The organism is Arthrobacter sp. Y3224198 (assembly GCF_059090025.1).
Genome location: NZ_JBNHFG010000011.1, coordinates 67453 through 85639, shown reverse-complemented (window position 1 = coordinate 85639; position 18187 = coordinate 67453). Strand labels below are relative to the sequence as shown.

The window sequence follows — 18187 nt, the reverse complement described above, 5'->3', positions numbered from 1 at the left end:
CCCTGTGACGTACGAAATATTCCGACGTAGTTCCCGTGCTGTTACGTCTCGGAAACCTGCGGTTCCTAGGATCGGCGCATGTCTGCAGCCGTATTTGCCCCTGACCCCGTAGCCGTTCGTAACTCCCGGCGGAAAACGCTTTTGTGGATGGGGGTGGGCATTGTCCTGCTGCATCTGCTGGGATGGGGCGGATTCCTGCTGCTGGTGCTCCCGCACGGTTACACGGCCGCCGGCGGCTCGGGGTTCGGTGTCGGACTGGCGTTGACGGCGTACCTGCTGGGAGTACGGCATGCCTTTGATGCGGACCATATTGCCGCTATCGACAACACCAGCCGCAAGCTGGCCGCAGGCGGTAACCCGCCGGTTTCCACGGGGTTCTGGTTTGCGCTGGGCCATTCAACTGTGGTGCTGCTGGCCGTGGGGCTGTTGGCTGCCGGCGTGAACGCCGTCGCCGGGCAGCTGTCCGACGACGGCTCCGTCCTTCGGCAGTTTGCCGGTGTCTGGGGGCCGGCCGTGTCCGGGAGCTTCCTGCTGCTGATCGGGGCCATCAACCTGCTGGCCCTGCGCGGGATCATCCGTGCCTACCGGAAGCTGCGCGCCGGCGGCTACAACGACGCCGAGCTGGAGGTGGCGCTCGACCAGCGCGGGCTTCTCGCCCGGCTGCTGGCTCCGGTGTCGCGCCGGGTGGACAAGGCATGGAAGCTGTATCCGCTGGGATTCCTGTTCGGCCTGGGACTGGACACCGCCACGACCATCGGCCTGTTTGTGGTGGCCGGCGGCGCCGTCGTTGTCCTGCCGTGGCAGGCCGTGATGGTGCTGCCGCTGCTCTTCACGGCCGGCATGGTGCTGTTCGATTCGCTGGACGGAATCCTCATGAGCCGGGTCTACCGGTGGGCGTTTGACCGTCCTGCACGGAAGGTGTTCTACAACCTGGTGATCACCGGGGTGTCAGTGCTGGCGGCGTTCGGCGTAGGGACTGTTGTCCTGGGCGGGCTGTTCACGGAAACCCTGTCCCTGTCTTCGGGGCCTGTGGCCTGGGTGGGGAACCTGGACCTGGAGTACCTCGGATTTGCCGTGGTGGGCCTGTTTGTTGCGGCTTGGGCTGCGGCGTACTCGTGGTGGAAGGCGTCGGGGACAGAGAACATGTCCGGGGTGCGGGGGAGCCAAAGCACCTGAGTACGGCTCGCCGCCGTTGGTGGTCCAGCTACCGGGTGACTGCGATGTTGAATGCCGGGCTGCGCAGGGCACCCATCAGCGCTGCGAACAACAGGAAGTAGTGTTCCACCGCCCGGGCGGTGGCTATGCCGCCCAGGTCCACCTGCCGGTCCGGTTCCCAGCCGAGGTCCGCCAGCAGGCCGGACACCACGGCCTTGGCCTCGGCGTCGTTTCCGGAGAGGAACACATTGGTTGGCGCCGACAGCTGCGCCGGGTTTATGCCGATAGGACCGCCAACGGTGCTGAGGGTTTTGACCACCTGCGTTTCGGGCAGGGCACGCTGCAGTCGTTCACCCAGGCTGGAGTCCGGATAGATGAGATCCATCTGTCCGTTCACCGCATTGCCGATATCAATCAGCACACGCCCGGACAGCTGGTCGCGCAGCGGGGTCAGGACCTCCAGCGAGTGGGCCGCCGCCAGTGCGCTGAGGACCACGTCCGAGCCCGCGGCCGCTTCGGCATAGCTGACCGCAGGGCCGGGCAGCCCCGTTTGCTCCTCCGGGGTCCGGGATCCGTAAACGACGTCGTGCCCTGCCTTGGAAAAACCCTCTCCGAGGGTCCTGCCCATGTGGCCGGTACCGAGAATGGAAATACGCATGGCTGGTCCTGTCCGGCGGCGGATGCCGCCTGCTATTATTCGAATTTGAACTAACATCGAGAAACGTAACAGGTAGTTCAAATTTGAACAAGACCCCGGGGGAGAAACTTTGACAGCCCGTCTCAGTGAGGATGAACTTGCCGCCTACTTCGCCCTCCGCGGCGCGGGGGACCGGCTGCAGCGGGAGGTGAGCCGGCAGCTTCGGTCATACGGGCTCACGGAGGTTCAGTTCTCCATCCTTGCCAGTCTCAGCGGAGCGCCGGAGGGGATGGGAATGACCGAGCTGGCCGGTGCCCTGGTGGTGACCAAAAGCGGTCTGAGTTACCAGGCCGGCCAGCTCGAAGGTAAGGGGCTGGTGCTCCGGTCCGCCGCCGCCGGTGATGAACGCGCGGTCCGGCTCGTGCTGACCGAAGCAGGACGCGAACTGATTGCACGGGTGCTCCCGGAGCATGTGCAACTGGTCCGCCGGCTCTTTATCGACCGTTTGGATGCGGCCGATCTGGCAACGGTGCGTTCCTCGCTGGCCAAGGTGGCCCGGGACTGACGCAGCGGGTCAGGCCAGCTGGGTCTTCCAGTGGGCAAACTCCGGTTCAACCTCCCCGTCCGCGGCATGCGCGGTTGAGCTGAGGGCACGCACGACGGCGCCCGGCAGCGCCAGCTCGAACCGGCGGGCCGCGGTTTCCGTTCCGCCGGATGCGGATGCGGATCCGGTTGGGGATGCGGCGGATCCCGAGTCGGATGCAGGCCGCCAGCCGGCGGCCGTCACGCTAGCCAGCACCTTGGCGCGGCCCAGGACGCCGACGGCGCGGTGCCGCATCCCGTGCAGGTCCAGGTCCTCATACAGGTAGTCGCCGCCGTCTGCGCCGGTCACCCGGATCACGCTGCGCAGCGGACCGGCATCCTCCCCGGAGCGGCCCAGGACCAGGGTTTCCCGGAGCAGCACCCGGGCGTCCGTGCCCAATCGGATATGGGTCTCGCGCAGCACGTTGGACCCGGCAGCCGCCACAAAGGGAGCTCCGGACCAGATCAGCACCGATCCCTCGGCCAGGACAGCGTCCAGGCACCAGCGGGACTGCCGGCCCTCGGCGTCGTATGCCACCATGCCCGCCGGTTCGACCACCTCGAGTGTGACACCGGGACCCACGGAGACCTCGATGCGCACGTCGTCGCCGCCCAGCAGCATCATGTGGATGCCGATCAGCGCCACCCGCAGGTGCCGCCGCCCGTGCGCGGAGGCGCCGGACACAGGACCGCCGGACACCGGCCGGGGAGCCAGATAATGGCCCTGGTCCAGCACGGCAAACCGCGCCCCGTCTCCGGAGGCCTCGACGGCGATGCGTGTGGGCCGCGGCCGTGCCGGGAAAGCGGCGCCGGCCGGGCCCGCCGCATGTCCGGCCTCAGTGCTGATGGACAGTGTCCGCATCCTCGCTGCCGTGGGTGTGGATGTACCCGCCGTCCTCGTCCGCGTGGAAGTGCGGTGCCATGGGACCGGGATCCTGGGGAGTGTGCTGCCCGGACCGGTGGCTGGCCACCATGGAACGCACCCACGCACTGAGTTCATCCACGGTGTCCTGCCGCTTGCGGGACAAGGCCAGCACGGGTCCGCCTTCCCGGGCCTCGACGGCGTCGGCCACCATCTGCTCCACGTCCACGTCCACGTAGGGTGCCAGGTCGATCTTGTTGATCACCAGCAGATCTGCCCGGGCAATCCCGGGGCCGCCCTTCCGGGCCACGTCGCCGCCGCCGGCCACATCCAGGACAAAAATCTGGGCGTCCACCAGGGCGGGGGAGAAGGTGGCGGTGAGGTTGTCACCGCCGCTTTCCACCAGCACCAGGTCCAGCGGCGCGAAATCGGCTTCCAGGTCCTCCACGGCCAGGAGGTTGGCGGTGACATCGTCGCGGATGGCGGTATGCGGGCAGGCACCGGTTTCCACCGCGCGGATGCGTTCGGCGGGCAGCACGCCGGCGGAGCGCAGGAACCGGGCATCCTCGTCGGTGTAAATGTCGTTGGTGATCACGCCTATCTGCAGTTCGCCGGACATGGCGCGGCAGATGGTGGCGATCAGCGAGCTTTTGCCGGTTCCCACCGGACCGGCGACGCCGAGGCGCAGCGACCGGCCCGCCGGGACGGAAAGCGGGGTTTCGGGCAACAGGTGTTCAGGCAACGAACAGCCTCCTTGTTCTGGTGGTGTGGTCTTCGGCCCAGTGCTCCATCCACGGAGCGCTGAGCGCAGGAATGTTATGGGCCGATTGGATCCGCAGGGCATCCGCCGCAACGGCATCGATTTCCGCTGCCGCCTGCAGGATCCAGGCGGTGGCATCCATCGGGTCGATGGGCAGCAGCTTCAGCGCGGCGGCCACCACGGACTGTGCGTCGTCGTAACAGCACAACCGGGCCAGCTCGGGTTCGCCGACGCCGAGGGCGGCGGCGGTGACACCCAGGGCAACGGGACGGGTGGGTTTCGGCACGCCGCGCTGCAGTTCGATGACGGCGGGATGCCCGGGCGCAAGTTTGCCGGCCAGCCGCAGCATGCCCCGGCCCAGCCGCCGGGAGGCCTCGCGCTGGGCGGCGGAGGGGGTGCGCGCATCCAGGGCGGCTTCGATGGCCTCGAAGCCCGACGGCGGAGTTCCGCATGCTGCCCGGTGCGCCAGGACCGCCGCCGCTGTTTCCACCCGGATCACCGTGTGCAGCCGGGAGAGCAGATACGGGTACACGCCGTCGACGTCCAGCCCCGCGAGCACCGCCGGTTCCAGCCCGGCCGAGTGCGAGTAGGCCCCGGAGGGCAGCCGCGAGTCGGCGAGCAGGAACGCGGCAATGCCGGCGGTTTCGGGGACAGCCATGGCTAAAACAGCGAGTAGCGCTGGGTCAGGGGCAGTTCGGAGACCGGCGCCGGTTCAATGACCTGCCCGTCGATGCTGACCATAAAGGTTTCCGGGTTGACGCGTATCTCCGGCAGCGCGGTGTTGTTGGGCAGCGACGCCTTGGTGACGTTACGGGTGGAGCGGATGGGGGTCAGCGACCGGGTCAGGCCCAGCCGGTCCGCCAGACCGTCCTCCAACGCGGCCGGCGCCACGAAGGAGGTGGACAGGTGCGGTGCGGACGACGGCGTCCCGGCCAGAGCCTCCCGCATCCAGACGGGCTGGGGCGTGGGCAGCGTGGCGTTGGGGTCGCCCATCTGGCCGGCAACAATGGCGCCGCCCTTGATCACCAGGAGCGGACGGATGCCGAAGAACGCCGGATCCCAGAGCACCAGGTCGGCCATCTTGCCCACTTCGACGGATCCCACCTCGTGGTCGATGCCGTGGGCCACCGCCGGGCAGATGGTGTACTTGGCGATGTACCGGCGCACCCGCTCGTTGTCTGCGGGGAGCGCTGATTCCGTGGCGCCCATGTAGTCCTTCATCACGTGGGCCACCTGCCAGGTGCGGGTGATGGTTTCCCCGATGCGGCCCATGGCCTGCGCGTCGGAGGACGTGATGGACATGGCGCCCAGATCCTGCAGCACGTCCTCGGCCATCATGGTGTTGGCCCGGATACGGGACTCGGCAAACGCCAAGTCCTCCGGGATGCGCGGATTCAGGTGGTGGCAGACCATCAGCATGTCCAGGTGCTCGGCCACCGTGTTGACCGTGAACGGCAGTGTCGGGTTGGTGGAGGCGGGCAGCACGTTCGCCGCCGCCGCCACCGTTATGATGTCCGGGGCGTGGCCGCCGCCGGCTCCCTCGGCGTGGAAGACGTGGATGCCGCGGCCCTTGATGGCGGCCAGGGTGTCCTGCACGTAGCCGGCCTCGTTGAGTGAGTCCGCGTGCAGCGCCACTTGGACGCCCCACCGGTCCGCTGCCGTCAGGGCCGCGTCGATGGCGGCCGGCGTCGAGCCCCAGTCCTCATGGACTTTGTAGCCGGCGGCCCCGGCCAGTGCCTGCTCGGCCAGGGCCGCCTGGCTGACGGTGTTGCCCTTGCCGTAGAGCAGGAAGTTCATCGGCAGGTGGTCCAGGGCCCGGTGCATCACCTGCAGGTTCCAGGCCCCGGGGGTGACCGTGGTGGCCTTGGATCCTTCTGCGGGCCCGGTGCCCCCGCCGCCCACGGTGGTGATGCCGGAGGCGAGGGCCTCACGCAGCGCTTCGGTGCCCAGCAGGTGGACATGGGTGTCGATGCCGCCGGCCGTGAGGATCCGGCCTTCACCGGCAACCACTTCGGTACCGGGTCCGATCACCAGTGCGGGATCGATGCCGTCCATGATGTCCGGGTTGCCGGACTTCCCGATCCCGGCAATGCGGCCGTTCCGCACCCCGACATCGGCACGCACAATGCCCCAGTGATCCACGATGATGACGTTGGTGATGATCAGGTCCGGTGCGCCCTCCGCGGAGGTGCGGGTGGACTGGGCCATCGATTCGCGGATGTTCTTTCCGCCGCCGAAGACGGATTCGTCGCCGCCGAAGGTGTAGTCCTTCTCGGGGCTGATCCACAGGTCGGTATCCCCGAGCCGGATCGAGTCGCCGGTGGTGGGTCCGTACAGGTGCGCGTATTCGTTCCTGCTGATCCGCATGGTCAGGCTCCCTCCCCGTTTCGCAGCTGCAAGCCGGGAACCGTCCCCGTGCCGGCCAGCCGTACCAGAGTCACTTCCCGCGAGGCACCGGGTTCAAACCGGACGGCCGTTCCGGCAGGTACACCCAGCCGGAAGCCCACGGCGGCGTCCCGGTCGAAGCTCAGCGCCGTGTTGACGTCCGCGAAGTGGAAGTGGGAGCCGATCTGGACCGGACGGTCGCCGTCGTTGGTGACCACGAGCACCCGGGTCTCCCGTCCGGCGTTGATTTCCAGGTCTCCCTCTGCCGAGCGGATCTCGCCGGGAACCAAGCGCCCGCTCATGAGATGGGGTCCGTAATGGTGACCAGCTTGCGGCCGTCCGGGAAGGTGGCTTCAATCTGCAGGTCCGGAATCATTTCCGGTACCCCCTCCATCACCTCATCCCGGCGCAGCACCTGGCGGCCCTCGCTCATGAGGTCAGCAACCAGGCCGCCCTCTCGGGCGCGCTCCATCACCCAGCAGGAGAGCAGGGCAACGGCCTCGGGGTAATTGAGCCGGACACCGCGGCCCAGCCGGTCGCGGGCAACCATGCCGGCAACGCTGAGCAGCAGCTTGTCCTTATCGGCGGGAGTGAGGAACATGCGGTGATTCTGCCACCGGGTTGTTTCCGTGGTGTTGCGTAATTGCCGAATATGACGCCGATGTTTTCCGGCAGGTCCGGGGCGGGCCGGACCTGCCGGGGGCCGCGGTGGTGCTCAGCCTTTGGCTTTGGCTTTTTCCGATTTGGCCGACTTGGCGGACTTGGCAGCCTTCGCCGCTGCCTTGCCGGACGCCCCGGCCGTGGCGGCCTTCCCAGCGTTTTTCCCGGAGCCCTTGACGGCCTTGGCTATTTCCTTGGCGCCCACGGCCGCGGCGGCTCCCTTCACGGGTGTGGGGACCTTGACCGTCTTGACCTTGGTCTTGGGCCTCTTGCGGTCCAGAACCAGCGAGGCGGCTATCCCCGACATCCAGATGTCCTTCGCCAGGCCCGTACCCGCGGCGGAAGGACGGATACCGTCTTCCTCGGTCATGCCCGGTGTCTTCAGATACATACGGACCATGCCGCCGGAGAAGGCCCCCAGCACCAGACCGGCCAGGCGGCTGGGGATAAACGGGAGCAGGAGGGTCAAGCCAACGCAGATCTCGGCATTGCTCAGGAGCTTGCCGAACTTGACCGGCTCAATGTCCTCCACCTGAGGGAAGGCATTAGCGGCCATCTGCTGCAGCCCGGCGGCACTTTCGGCGTCCAGGCCGCGTTTGTTCAGGCCGGAATTGAGGATGTACGCGCCGGTGACCAGCCGCAGGGGGATATGGCTGAGTTTCATGGAAGTCCCTTCTCAGACGTTTGCCACCGAGCCTACGACCGTGCCGGTGCGGTGCGCCAGAGCAATCCATTGAACGAGCCGCAGCGAGGTCCGCACCCGGCCCCCGGGGCGGCGCCGGTTCACGGCGAAACGCGGCAAAACGCCCACGCGCAGGTTACTCGCGGGTCACAATTTCTGCTTTCATGGAGGTGTTACGCAGTAGCAGCTGTCGACACAAGAAGGTTCTGATGGACTCCCTCTCGGCCGAGCACCCCCGCCCGGACCACTTCATCCTTCATCTCAGCGACACGCACCTGCTCGGAGGTGCGGATCCGCTCTACGGAACAGTCGACAGCCATGCGAACCTCCGGTCCGTCTTTGCGCGGATCGAGGAGAGCGGCCAGCGCCCGGAGGCCATTGTCTTCACCGGGGACCTGGCGGACCGCGGCGAGGCCGGCGCCTACGCCCGGCTCCGCGACGTTGTCCTCCCGGCCGCCGACCTCATGGGCGCCCAGGTCATCTGGGCCATGGGCAACCACGACAACCGGGCAAACTTCCGCAAGGTCCTCTTGGAGGAGGCACCGGAAATGACCCCGGTGGACCAGGTCCACCACCTCGGCGGACTGCGGATCATCACCCTTGACACTACGGTTCCCGGATACCATCACGGGGAGCTGGCCCCGGACCAGTTGGCCTGGCTGCGCCGGGAACTGCGGACCGCTGCCCCGGAAGGGACCGTCCTGGCGATGCACCATCCGCCGGTGCCCAGCGTGCAGGATCTGGCCGTCCTGGTTGAACTGCGGGACCAGCAGGAGCTGGCCGGCGTTATTGCCGGCAGCGACATCCGGGCCGTGATCGCCGGACACCTGCACTATTCAACCTTCGGCACATTCGCCGGAATTCCCGTATCCGTTGCCTCCGCGACCTGTTACACCCAGGACCTGGCAACGCCGGGCACACGCGGGCAGGACGCCGGGCAGTCCTACAACATGGTCCACCTGTACCGGGATTCGGTGGTGCACTCGGTGGTGCCGCTGCAGGAAGCCCGGACCGTGGGGGAGCGTGTGGATCCCCGGGAAACGGCGGCCCGGCTGGCCGCGGCGGGGATCCGGATTCCGGGGGACCGGGCCCTGGCCTCCGCTTAGTCAGGTTCCAGCCGGAATCAGTCGCGGTCCGGTTCCGGGCCCAGGTTGAAAAACCGCCCGACGACGGACGTTGGCGTGATCTCCAGGTACCGGTACTTCTCGGTCCGCACCCAGGGGCGCAGCGGCAGCGAATCTGCGGCTGCTATCTCATCGGTGGTTTCAAGTTCCCGGACGGTTCCCTTCACGACGACGGACCAGGCCTGGTCGCTCGTAATGCCGTCTGCCTCCAGTGCCACATGCGAGTTCACCGTCAGTTCGGCCAGCTTTGTACCCGGGGCCGTACGCAACAGGATCACGCCGTCGTGCGCGTAGTAATTGATGGGATAGATGTCGGGCTGGTTGAGCACGCTCAGGGCCAGCCGGCCGTGCTGGGTGTGTTCCAGGTACGTCCAGCTCTGCTCGGGACTGAGTTCGACAACCGGGGGCAGCTCTTCACTAGTCATTGGTTCAGTCTGCCAAGCCGGCCCTCCCGCCGCTACTATCAGATTGCTTATCAACTTGACTGGGGCCCGGGTTTTCAAGAGAGTGGAAACGGTACTTATGCCAGCCAGCTATGGACCTCACACTCAGAGAGCACGTGATGACAGACGCAGAAACGCAGAATCCCGCTAACGGCCAGAACAACGCCAATGACCCCAAAACCCTGACCACTCGGCAGGGCCACCCGGTCTACGACAACCAGAACACCCGCACTGTGGGTGCCCGCGGACCGGCCACGCTGGAGAATTACCAGCTCCTGGAAAAGATCAGCCACTTCGACCGTGAACGGATTCCGGAACGTGTGGTGCATGCCCGCGGTTTCGTTGCCTACGGCGAATTCGAGGCCTCCGGCAAGTGGGGCGACGAGCCCATTGCCAAGTACACCCGCGCCAAGCTCTTCTCCGAACCCGGCAAGAAGACCGACGTCGCCATCCGCTTCTCCTCGGTGATCGGCGGCCGTGATTCCTCGGAAGCTGCCCGCGACCCGCGCGGTTTCGCGATCAAGTTCTACACCGAGGACGGCAACTGGGACCTCGTAGGCAACAACCTGGGCGTCTTCTTCATCCGCGACGCCATCAAGTTCCCGGACGTGATCCACTCCCTGAAGCCGGACCCCGTCACCTTCCGCCAGGAGCCGGCCCGCATCTTCGACTTCATGTCGCAGACCCCCGAGGCCATGCACATGCTGGTGAACCTGTTCAGCCCGCGCGGCATCCCCGCGGACTACCGCCACATGCAGGGCTTCGGCGTCAACACCTACCGCTGGGTCAACGCCCAGGGCGAGTCCAAGCTGGTCAAGTACCACTGGCTGCCGCAGCAGGGCGTGAAGTCCCTGACCGAGGAAGACGCCGCCAACATCCAGGCCAATGACCTGGGGCACGCCTCCAAGGACCTGTACGAGGCGATCGAACGCGGCGACTACCCCAAGTGGGACCTGTACGTGCAGCTCATGGATGACCACGACCATCCGGAACTGGACTTCGATCCGCTCGATGACACCAAGACCTGGCCGGAGCAGGAGTTCGAGCCCAAGTACGTGGGCACCATGACCCTGAACCGGAACGTCACCGACCACCACAACGAAAACGAGCAGATCGCTTTCGGCACCGGTGTGCTGGTGGACGGGCTGGAGTTCTCCGACGACAAGATGCTCGTTGGCCGTACCTTCAGCTACTCCGACACGCAGCGCTACCGTGTGGGCCCGAACTACCTGCAGCTTCCGGTGAACTCCGCGAAGAACGCACGGGTGGCCACCAACCAGCGCGGCGGCCAGATGTCCTACGGCGTTGATCTCGCGCCGGGTCAGAACCCGCACGTGAACTACGAGCCGAACATCACCGGCGGACTTCAGGAAGCGCCCAAGCCGGAGCAGGCCGAGGTCGGCCCCGAGCTCGAAGGCCGCCTCACCCGCGCCCGCCTGCCGCGCACCAACGATTACATGCAGGCAGGCCAGCGCTACCAGCTGATGGAGCAATGGGAGAAGGACGACCTGGTTGCCAACTTCATTGCCAACGTCGGCCAGGCGATCCGCCCGGTTCAGGAGCGCATGCTCTGGCACTTCTACATGACGGACGACGAGCTGGGCGCCCGCGTGGGCGAGGGACTGGGCATCACGCTGGAGGAGATCAAGGATCTCGGCCCGCTGCCCACGCAGACCCTCAACGAGGAAGAAACCGAGCGGATGAAGAACCTGGGCCACAACGGTCCCCGCAAAGTGGAAGGCCTCACCATGACGCACTGCGTGCCCAACGAGCACGTGGTGGTCACCCGGTAACTCCGGCTGTGTAACGACGACGGCGTAACCAACGACGGCGTAACCAACGACGGCGGCGGCGCACCCACGGTGCGGCGCCGCCGTCGTCGTTTAACGCACTTGTCGAAGCGGCTAGTTCTCCCAGGGTGCCTTGACCGGGAAGTACTTTTCGAGGAAGTCCGTGACCCGCTCGGCGCGTTCGGCGGCAGGCACCTCGGGGAAGCTGCCGTCATTGAGGCAGAACATGTCCATGTTCCGCTTCGCGAGCAGCTTCCGCAGGGTCTCCAGGCCGGCGTAGGAGGTGGTGTCCACGTACTTCACCTTCGCCGTTTCCTGGGTCACCGCACGGCCGGTCAGCAGCGAGTAGTAGTGGTACAGCGAGTTGGTCACCGAGATGTTGTCCTTGGCCCGGAAGGTGCTGGCCGCGGTGGCGGCAAACTCCTCGGGGAACTCCGCCTCCATCTCCAGCAGCACGCTGCGGCGCAGCGGGGCGGCGGTGTGCTCCAGGTGCCGGGTGGTAATCCGGCCAAAGCGCTCCCACAGCAGGCGGCGGTTCACCCGGGCGGCGTTCTCGAAGCCGCTGCGCTCGGCGTCGTTGGCGCCCAGCCCGATCCGGGTGGTGGCCTCGATGAACTTGGTGATCCCGCCGGGGGAGAAGAACATGTCCGGGGCCACGGGGCGGCCGAAGAACATGTCGTCATTGGAGTAGAGGAAGTGCTCCGCCAGCCCGGGAATGTGCTGCAGCTGGGCTTCCACGGCCTGCGAGTTGTGCGTGGGCAGCACCGAGGGGTCCTTGAAGTGCTCCGCCGCGGGCACAAAGGTCACCGAGGGGTGTTCCGCCAGCCAGGCCGGGCGGGGCGAGTCGGAGGCGATGAAGATCCGACGGATCCACGGCGCGAACATGTGCACCGACCGCAGCGCGTACTTCAGTTCGTTGATCTGGCGGAAGCGGGCTTCGTGGTCGTCGCCCTCGCCCACCACTGCGCCCTTCATCCGGGCGGCACGGGCGGCCTGGAACTCCGGGGAGCTGCCGTCCACCCAGGAGAAGACGAGGTCGATGTCGAACCGGATGTCCGTGGCGTGGTCGGCGAACATGTTCTCGATGGTCGGCCAGGTCAGTCCGTGCTTTTCCACGGTTCCGCGCACCATTTCCGACGCCGGGAGAGTGCGCCGGGTCAGCGAGTTCTCCACCGGCAGGGTGACGTTTGCACCCTCCAGGTCCCAGAGTTCAATCTGCACCCCGGCGGCTGCGGAGAAGACCAGGTTGGTGCCGGTGAAGGCCCGCGGCCGGTACACACGGATGATCCGGGTCTTCTCGGTGGGGGCGAGGCTGCCGTCAGCGATCAGCAGGGTGCGGCTCTTTTTCGTGTCCACGCTGCGCGCGTAGAAGGGTTCCTCGCGGCAGGCCTCCACCATGGCCTTGCGCAGCAGGTCCCGCACGCGCAGGTCAACGGCGATGACGGGGCGCTGGTCGTTGCCTCGGACCAGGAGGTAGGCGATGCCCGCGTCGTCCAGCACCCGGCGGACAAACAGCAGGTCCTCCACCATGGCCTCGTGCGGGGTGAGGCCGGTGTCCATCAGCGCCAGGCGGCCCTTGAAGAGGGTTACGTCCGGGCGTTCCTCAACCCGGCGGAGCACTGCAGGGGCGGCGGTTTGGAGGTTTTCGGGTTCGAAGTCCGGTTCCGGGGCTCCGAAGTAGACATCGTGCTCTGCAGCTGTATCGGTAATGGGAACCTCCTACGGTGGTAGGCGCCCACAGAGGCAGGCGCTTGCTTGGGTGCAGCGCTGCACGGGGAACTGCTGCCGGAGAGACCGGGTCCTGCGGGTGCCGGGTATGCCCCGGGTGCTACGGGCTCGCCAATCGGTGGGCGTTGGCATTGGTTTGGGTACGGCACGGAGATGAACGCGGAATGCCGGGAGCCGCTGTGGGATACCGTAGCACCGCAGGGCCGGACGCTGCCTCGCCAGTCCGAAAAGGCCGCGGCGCCAGTGCTTCCGTTACCGGCGGTCAGTAACTTTAAGGAGCAAGAGTCACTGAGTAGTACACGGTTCCGTCCTCGCGGCAGTACTCCCTGAAACCTGCTTTCAGCATCACCCTCTGAGACGCGACATTATCGACCGTGGTGTCGGCAATAATCTTCAGTGCCCCGGCCGAGCGGGCGATCTCGAGGGCCAGACAAAGGGCTTCGGTTGCATAGCCCCTGCCCCGGGCAGATTCAACCAATCCGTAGCCCAGTTCGGACGTCCCGGTCTCGTCCGGAGCATGGAAGAAACCCAAGCCGCCGATTGCGCAGCCGGAATCTCTTTCCTCAATTCGGTACATCGTGAACGGGTGCGATTCGGCACCCGCCCCGATTCGTGCGGCGAAGGATCGTAAAGGGTCTAGCTCGTCGGCGAAAGGATAGTCCGGCGCCCATCGGTCCTCCTCATTGGGGCTGCGATCCACGGCTCGTCGCGCTTCCTCTGCCGTGAAGGGACGCAGTACCAACCGCTTTGTCAAAGAATGCATGGTCACAGTATGCACTCGAGCTTTGAAAGTCCGCCCGCGACGGTCTTGCCGCCTTCTGCGGGGTGGTTGTGGATAAACCGATAGGGCGCGAGGGGTCTGGCTATTATGGCCGGACTGACAGTCGCGTGGCTTGCCCAACTTGGGGGTTTCGGATGACCAGCACCACCGTGAACAGAAGCTGGGCACAGCGTAAACGCATTGCCATGCTGGGCCTGCTGACGGCCGCGGCATTGGTGGGTTGCTCCGGTGCTTCGGGTGACTCCGGGGATGCCGCGGGCGGAACCCCCTCGCCCTCACGGTCGTCTGCGTCACCGAGTCCCACCGCTACGCCCACTGCGGCGTACAAGCCGGCCTCGGCCGAGGGACCAGCGGAGAACGTGCCCCTGCCGGTGATGCCGGAGGAAGCGAAGGTGCAGTCCAAGGAAGGGCTGGAGGCTTTCGCGAAGTATTGGTACGAGCTGGTGAACTACGGCTACGAAAGTGGCGACATAGGTCCCGTGCAATCGGTAAGCGACTCGAATTGTCTGGCTTGTCAGAATTACTACGAAGTTGTCACTACGAGTTATGCGGATTCTGGGTGGATTACGGCAGGTGAAATCCAAGTCAAAGATGCCGCCAGTGAATACAACCTGACGCCCGAGGGACGCTTCCAAGTACTCGTCGTCATTCAGCAAGAGGACATGGAGTTTCATAGATCACAAGGAAACCTAGGGGTGGATGATGGCGATGAGTCACCCGTGGTACAGCTATTCGAAGCAGCCTATGTTGATGGACAGTGGCGTTTGGTATTCCTAGACACAATGAAAACTCCCTCATCGTGAGCGCAATAAAGCTGGGAGTTCTGGGGAACCTCTGTGGGGCAGCCCTCGTTTTTTCCCTTGCCGTCCACCTTCCGCTGGACACCCGTGGCGAGGGCTCCTTTAGCGGCGGAAGTAATGTGAACGGATCTGCAACCTATAGCAAGGACCCGGTCACCGGCCAGTGGACGACCGTCCCGGTAGGGCTCCCCGACGATCCGTTCGGTTATCGGTTTGAACCGGTCTGTTTCGACGAACTTTCCGGAGACGTTGATTGCCTGGCAGCGAATCAGGCTGCTTGCACCGCGGGTGAAAATGGCCGGTTAGTTTATTGGTTCCGGGGCCTGAAGATCAGTGATCCCAGCGGCTGGGAAAAGGTCAGCGAAACACCGTCCTGCATCTACTCCGAAGAGCCCGTCGACGTAGGCCAGCAGATCCAGCAGCAGATCCTCACTGCGTTCCAGGAACGGCCCATCGCCGCCGGGGAGCTGGTGCTGCAGCCCAGCCCGCACACACTCGTGGGCATGGACACCAACGTCTACCTCAATGCCACGGAACAGGTGTTCGAGATGGTGCTGCTCGATCAGACTGTCAGAATTGTTGCCACCCCCACCGAATACGAAATCACCTACGGCGACGGAACCGTGTACGGTCCCACACCGGCTCCCGGGGCTTCCCTTCCCCAGGACCGCTGGGGTGAACAAACCCAGACGAGCCACAAGTATTCGGCCAGCGGCGACTACCAGGTCAGTGCCACCGTGCACTTTTCCGGAAGCTACTCCGTCAACGGCGGACCCATGATCCCGATTGACGGGCGGGCGGCGGTGCCCTCACCGGCACAAACACTGCGGGTCTGGCGGGCAGAGACCCGCAGTGTGGCGGATAACTGCCTGATCAACCCGAACGGCCTCGGCTGCTAGAGACCCACGGGCAGCGGCACCGAAAACAACGTCCGCGGGTCCTGCAGCACCGCCGGATAGGCGAACGCGGAACGGGGAATGCTGCCCGACAGCTTCACCGTCCGGGTTGCCGTGTCATTCGTCAGTTCCACAGGACCGGCCTGCCCCAAAAGCAGCTGCGACCGGTCCGCCGGCGAGATAACCGCCACCGGATCGCCGTCGTCCATGTCCTCGAGCAGCCGCACCAACTGCCGTCCCCGCTTGCCGGTGATCGGGGTGCCCTTGTCGTTGAGCATCGGCAGCACAATGGAAGCCGCATCGCCGTCGGGCACCGCACGCGCCACCCACAGTCCCTCACCGGGAGCGGGGTCCACAGGATCCGGAACATCGGCAGGCGCAGGCCAGACGTAGGGGAGGCCCGCGTCTGTCTCCGGGAAGAGTGGCCCGTACACGTCCGGGGATTTCTCGATCAGGTTGGAGCGGTGGCTGCGGTGCAGTGCCTCATCGCCCAGCCACGGCGGAAGGTCGACGGCGCCGTCCCCGGCGCCGGGCGCGAACTCCAGGATCTGCTCGCGGACGGTATCGGCATGCCCGCGGGCAATCCACTCATCCGTCATCGCCAGCCCGTACGCGGTGAGTGCCGGGACAAAGCCCTTCCACATCAGCAGGGCCGGATGGCGCTGCCAGCCGTAGTCCGGAACCACCAGCCCGCGCAGCAGCTGCAGAGTCTCCACCCGCTGCTTGCCCAGCCTCGCCTGGTCCAGGACCTGGGCGCTGCGGGCGAAACTCTCATACGGGAGGAAGGTCTGCACGGGCTGTCACTGACCTCCGGAGCCGGGTCCGGAGCCGGCATCGGACCCGGAGTCCAAGTCCGCAAGCAACCGCACCATGATCAAGTCCCGGAAGGTATGCGCCCCCACTTGGAAGGACCGGCGGCCGGAGGCCTGAAACCCGGACTTGCGGTAGAAGGACTGCGCCCGGACATTGTCCTTATTGACGCCCAGCCAGAGGGACCGCGCCCCCACGGACGCAACCGCACCGGCAGCGGCTTCGAGCAGCTGTCCCGCCACCCCGCTGCCGTGCGCGTCCGGATGCAGGTAGAACTTGCTCAGCTCGGCCGACGGCCGCAGGGCCCGGCCCTGATCCAGTGCTTCAAGCACGTCAGGGTCGGTCGGCGCTTCCAGAACCAGCAGGCTGTAGCCCACCAGCCGGCCGTCCTGCCGGGCCGCCAGCACCAGGCGCTTTTCATCCTCAAGGAAATTGGTGAACCGAGCGGCAGAAAGATTCGCGGCAACAAAGGCTGCACTGTCTTCCGGGGTGACCTCGGGCGGGCAGGCCAGGGGAAACGTCAGGGCCGCCAGTTCGACGAGCCCGGGGATATCTTCAGGCGTGGCATGTGAAATGGAAGCTTGCACCCTTCCAGCATAGGCACGGACTGCCGTGTACCCGCCCGCCTACGCGGCGGGACGGGCGCCGGGAGTCTTAGTAGTTCACGTAAAGTTCGCCCACCGGCAGCGCGGTGTCCACGGTGTTGGCCGGACCGGGCAGCGGGCAGGCCCAGGCCTCGTCATAGGCGCAGGACGGGTTGTAAAGGTAATTGAAGTCGAGCACCAGGCTGCCCGGGACGCTGCCGGTGCCCAGGTTTGCGCCCTTGATGGTGTCCAGCAGGTACCGGCCGCCGCCGTAGCTTCCACCTTCTGCGCCGGAAGTGGCATCTCGGACCGGGATGAAAATCCCGCCGCCATAGGAATCCAGGTTCCAGACCGCCAGGGCACCCACGCCATCCACGTTCACCGTTCCCAGCCGGGTGTAGGGAACCACCCCGTCCGTACCGGTGGTGACCGTCATGGTTTCCCCGGCGCCGGCGTCGTCAATCACGGCCTCGAACCGGAACGCCGGATCGTACCGGGCGGTCCGCAGGCCGCGGAACCGGCGGCGGGTCTCCTCGGGCAGGGGAGACGCCGGGTGCGTGCCGAACATCCGGTCACGTCCGGTGGCCCAGAGTGAGTGGGCGTGCGACGTCGAGATGCCCTCGGCGGCCCGCCTCGCCTGCTCATAAAGGGCGAACGTGTTACGGCGCCAATCGGCGGTGGCAAGAGCTGTGACGGGAGATACCATTTGTCCAGCGTAGTGTGTTCTGGTGACTACCGGACTTCTCATTGTGGTGCTTGTCGCCATCTTCATCGGCGCGATTGCCCAGCGGATCGCCGGTCTGGGCTTTGCCCTGCTCATTTCCCCGTTCCTGGTCATCATCCTCGGATCCCACGGCGGGGTGCTGATGGTGAACATCTGCGGACTGGTGTCCTCCCTGCTGATCATGAGCCGGGTGTGGCGGGACGTTGACTGGTCCATGTACCGGTGGCTGGCCGTTCCGGCAGTGATCGCCAGCGTCCCGGCGTCGGCCGCCGCCGTCTACCTGCCTGCGGCGCCGCTGGCCGTCACCGTGGGCGCCGTCGTGCTGGTGGCCCTCAGCATTTCCCTGCTCCTGCAACGCACCTCCGTGGTGCTGACCGGCAACGTCCCCAAAGCCGTGGCCGGGTTTGCCTCCGGCATCACCAACGCGATGGCCGGCGTGGGCGGACCGGCGGTGAGCGTGTACGCGCTGCTGGCCCGCTGGCCGCAGCGCCCGTTCGCGGCCACACTCCAGCCGTTCTTCGTCACCACGGCCGCCGTCACACTGACCTCCAAGCTCACCCTGGACCCGGGCCAGATGCCGCCGTTCCAACCCTGGGCCTGGGCCCTGGTGGGAGTCATGATCGTGGGCGGCATCTACGCGGGGGAGAAGCTCCAGCGCTACATCCGCGACGACCAGGCCCGGCTGGCCGTCATCGTCATAGCGTTCATCGGCGCCGGCACCGCGCTGGTCAAGGGCATCTACGACCTCTGACCCCGGCGCAGGCCCGAGTTAGCCGACTCACGC

General features: G+C 66.1%; 21 protein-coding genes. 7 read left to right on the top strand and 14 right to left on the bottom strand.

The genetic code is table 11. The features are described 5' to 3' along the window. The first annotated feature begins 78 nt into the window (after positions 1-78). On the top strand, positions 79-1176 hold the full coding sequence (locus AC5RUF_RS08485) for a HoxN/HupN/NixA family nickel/cobalt transporter (RefSeq protein ID WP_494130272.1): 1098 nt from the start codon (positions 79-81) through the stop codon (positions 1174-1176). A 28-nt stretch (positions 1177-1204) separates the two neighbouring features. On the opposite strand, the gene AC5RUF_RS08480 is transcribed toward AC5RUF_RS08485, so the two are convergent. Then, a complete protein-coding gene (locus AC5RUF_RS08480) occupies positions 1205-1813 on the bottom strand; it encodes an NADPH-dependent F420 reductase (protein WP_494130271.1) in 609 nt (202 codons plus the stop codon). 109 nt (positions 1814-1922) lie between these two features. On the opposite strand from AC5RUF_RS08480, the gene AC5RUF_RS08475 reads away from it, so the two are divergent. Beyond that, positions 1923-2357, top strand: coding sequence for a MarR family winged helix-turn-helix transcriptional regulator (locus tag AC5RUF_RS08475; protein ID WP_493997330.1), 435 nt, complete (start codon positions 1923-1925; stop codon positions 2355-2357). A 9-nt stretch (positions 2358-2366) separates the two neighbouring features. On the opposite strand, the gene AC5RUF_RS08470 is transcribed toward AC5RUF_RS08475, so the two are convergent. From AC5RUF_RS08470 to AC5RUF_RS08440, 7 genes are all read right to left on the bottom strand, one after another. Further along, the gene (locus AC5RUF_RS08470; RefSeq protein ID WP_494130270.1) at positions 2367-3236 is read right to left on the bottom strand and encodes an urease accessory protein UreD; all 870 of its coding nucleotides are present in this window, start codon (positions 3234-3236) and stop codon (positions 2367-2369) included. Next, the gene (ureG, locus tag AC5RUF_RS08465; protein WP_494130269.1) at positions 3211-3978 is read right to left on the bottom strand and encodes an urease accessory protein UreG; all 768 of its coding nucleotides are present in this window, start codon (positions 3976-3978) and stop codon (positions 3211-3213) included. Before ureG ends, AC5RUF_RS08470 begins: the two co-directional genes overlap by 26 nt. Continuing rightward, the gene (locus AC5RUF_RS08460) at positions 3971-4654 is read right to left on the bottom strand and encodes an urease accessory protein UreF (RefSeq protein WP_494130268.1); all 684 of its coding nucleotides are present in this window, start codon (positions 4652-4654) and stop codon (positions 3971-3973) included. The genes ureG and AC5RUF_RS08460 overlap by 8 nt, the downstream gene beginning before the upstream one ends. A 2-nt stretch (positions 4655-4656) precedes the next feature. Then, positions 4657-6363, bottom strand: a complete 1707-nt coding sequence (locus AC5RUF_RS08455) for an urease subunit alpha (protein WP_494130267.1) — start codon at positions 6361-6363, stop codon at positions 4657-4659. Positions 6364-6365: 2 nt separating this feature from the next. Continuing rightward, the gene (locus tag AC5RUF_RS08450; RefSeq protein WP_493996273.1) at positions 6366-6683 is read right to left on the bottom strand and encodes an urease subunit beta; all 318 of its coding nucleotides are present in this window, start codon (positions 6681-6683) and stop codon (positions 6366-6368) included. Beyond that, positions 6680-6982 (bottom strand): urease subunit gamma, encoded by a 303-nt coding sequence (locus AC5RUF_RS08445; protein WP_493996274.1) that lies wholly within the window; start codon positions 6980-6982, stop codon positions 6680-6682. The genes AC5RUF_RS08450 and AC5RUF_RS08445 overlap by 4 nt, the downstream gene beginning before the upstream one ends. A 114-nt stretch (positions 6983-7096) precedes the next feature. Next, on the bottom strand, positions 7097-7705 hold the full coding sequence (locus AC5RUF_RS08440) for a hypothetical protein (protein ID WP_494130266.1): 609 nt from the start codon (positions 7703-7705) through the stop codon (positions 7097-7099). A 227-nt stretch (positions 7706-7932) separates the two neighbouring features. On the opposite strand from AC5RUF_RS08440, the gene AC5RUF_RS08435 reads away from it, so the two are divergent. Further along, a complete protein-coding gene (locus tag AC5RUF_RS08435) occupies positions 7933-8829 on the top strand; it encodes a phosphodiesterase (protein ID WP_494130265.1) in 897 nt (298 codons plus the stop codon). A gap of 17 nt (positions 8830-8846) precedes the next feature. Here AC5RUF_RS08435 and AC5RUF_RS08430 read toward each other — a convergent pair whose 3' ends face one another. Next, positions 8847-9272, bottom strand: a complete 426-nt coding sequence (locus tag AC5RUF_RS08430; protein WP_493996277.1) for a pyridoxamine 5'-phosphate oxidase family protein — start codon at positions 9270-9272, stop codon at positions 8847-8849. 137 nt (positions 9273-9409) lie between these two features. On the opposite strand from AC5RUF_RS08430, the gene AC5RUF_RS08425 reads away from it, so the two are divergent. Further along, positions 9410-11083 (top strand): catalase, encoded by a 1674-nt coding sequence (locus AC5RUF_RS08425; RefSeq protein ID WP_494130264.1) that lies wholly within the window; start codon positions 9410-9412, stop codon positions 11081-11083. A gap of 111 nt (positions 11084-11194) precedes the next feature. On the opposite strand, the gene AC5RUF_RS08420 is transcribed toward AC5RUF_RS08425, so the two are convergent. Beyond that, the gene (locus AC5RUF_RS08420; protein ID WP_494130295.1) at positions 11195-12640 is read right to left on the bottom strand and encodes a stealth family protein; all 1446 of its coding nucleotides are present in this window, start codon (positions 12638-12640) and stop codon (positions 11195-11197) included. Positions 12641-13079: 439 nt separating this feature from the next. Beyond that, the gene (locus AC5RUF_RS08415) at positions 13080-13571 is read right to left on the bottom strand and encodes a GNAT family N-acetyltransferase (protein WP_494130263.1); all 492 of its coding nucleotides are present in this window, start codon (positions 13569-13571) and stop codon (positions 13080-13082) included. A gap of 152 nt (positions 13572-13723) precedes the next feature. Between AC5RUF_RS08415 and AC5RUF_RS08410 the strand changes: the two genes are divergently transcribed. After that, positions 13724-14392, top strand: coding sequence for a DUF6318 family protein (locus AC5RUF_RS08410; RefSeq protein WP_494130262.1), 669 nt, complete (start codon positions 13724-13726; stop codon positions 14390-14392). A gap of 116 nt (positions 14393-14508) precedes the next feature. Then, positions 14509-15288, top strand: coding sequence for a hypothetical protein (locus tag AC5RUF_RS08405; RefSeq protein WP_494130261.1), 780 nt, complete (start codon positions 14509-14511; stop codon positions 15286-15288). On the opposite strand, the gene AC5RUF_RS08400 is transcribed toward AC5RUF_RS08405, so the two are convergent. The 3 genes from AC5RUF_RS08400 to AC5RUF_RS08390 form a co-directional block, all read right to left on the bottom strand. Next, positions 15285-16079 carry an MSMEG_6728 family protein gene (locus AC5RUF_RS08400; protein WP_494130260.1) on the bottom strand — a complete coding sequence of 265 codons (795 nt, stop codon included), beginning with the start codon at positions 16077-16079 and terminating at the stop codon, positions 15285-15287. The two genes, AC5RUF_RS08405 and AC5RUF_RS08400, sit on opposite strands and share 4 nt — an antisense overlap. Positions 16080-16085: 6 nt before the next feature. After that, complete coding sequence (locus AC5RUF_RS08395; RefSeq protein ID WP_494130259.1) at positions 16086-16682, bottom strand: GNAT family N-acetyltransferase; 597 nt, start codon at positions 16680-16682, stop codon at positions 16086-16088. A gap of 67 nt (positions 16683-16749) precedes the next feature. Beyond that, a complete protein-coding gene (locus AC5RUF_RS08390; protein ID WP_494130258.1) occupies positions 16750-17385 on the bottom strand; it encodes a DUF1684 domain-containing protein in 636 nt (211 codons plus the stop codon). Positions 17386-17407: 22 nt separating this feature from the next. Between AC5RUF_RS08390 and AC5RUF_RS08385 the strand changes: the two genes are divergently transcribed. Beyond that, positions 17408-18154, top strand: coding sequence for a TSUP family transporter (locus AC5RUF_RS08385; protein ID WP_493996283.1), 747 nt, complete (start codon positions 17408-17410; stop codon positions 18152-18154). Positions 18155-18187 lie beyond the last annotated feature (33 nt).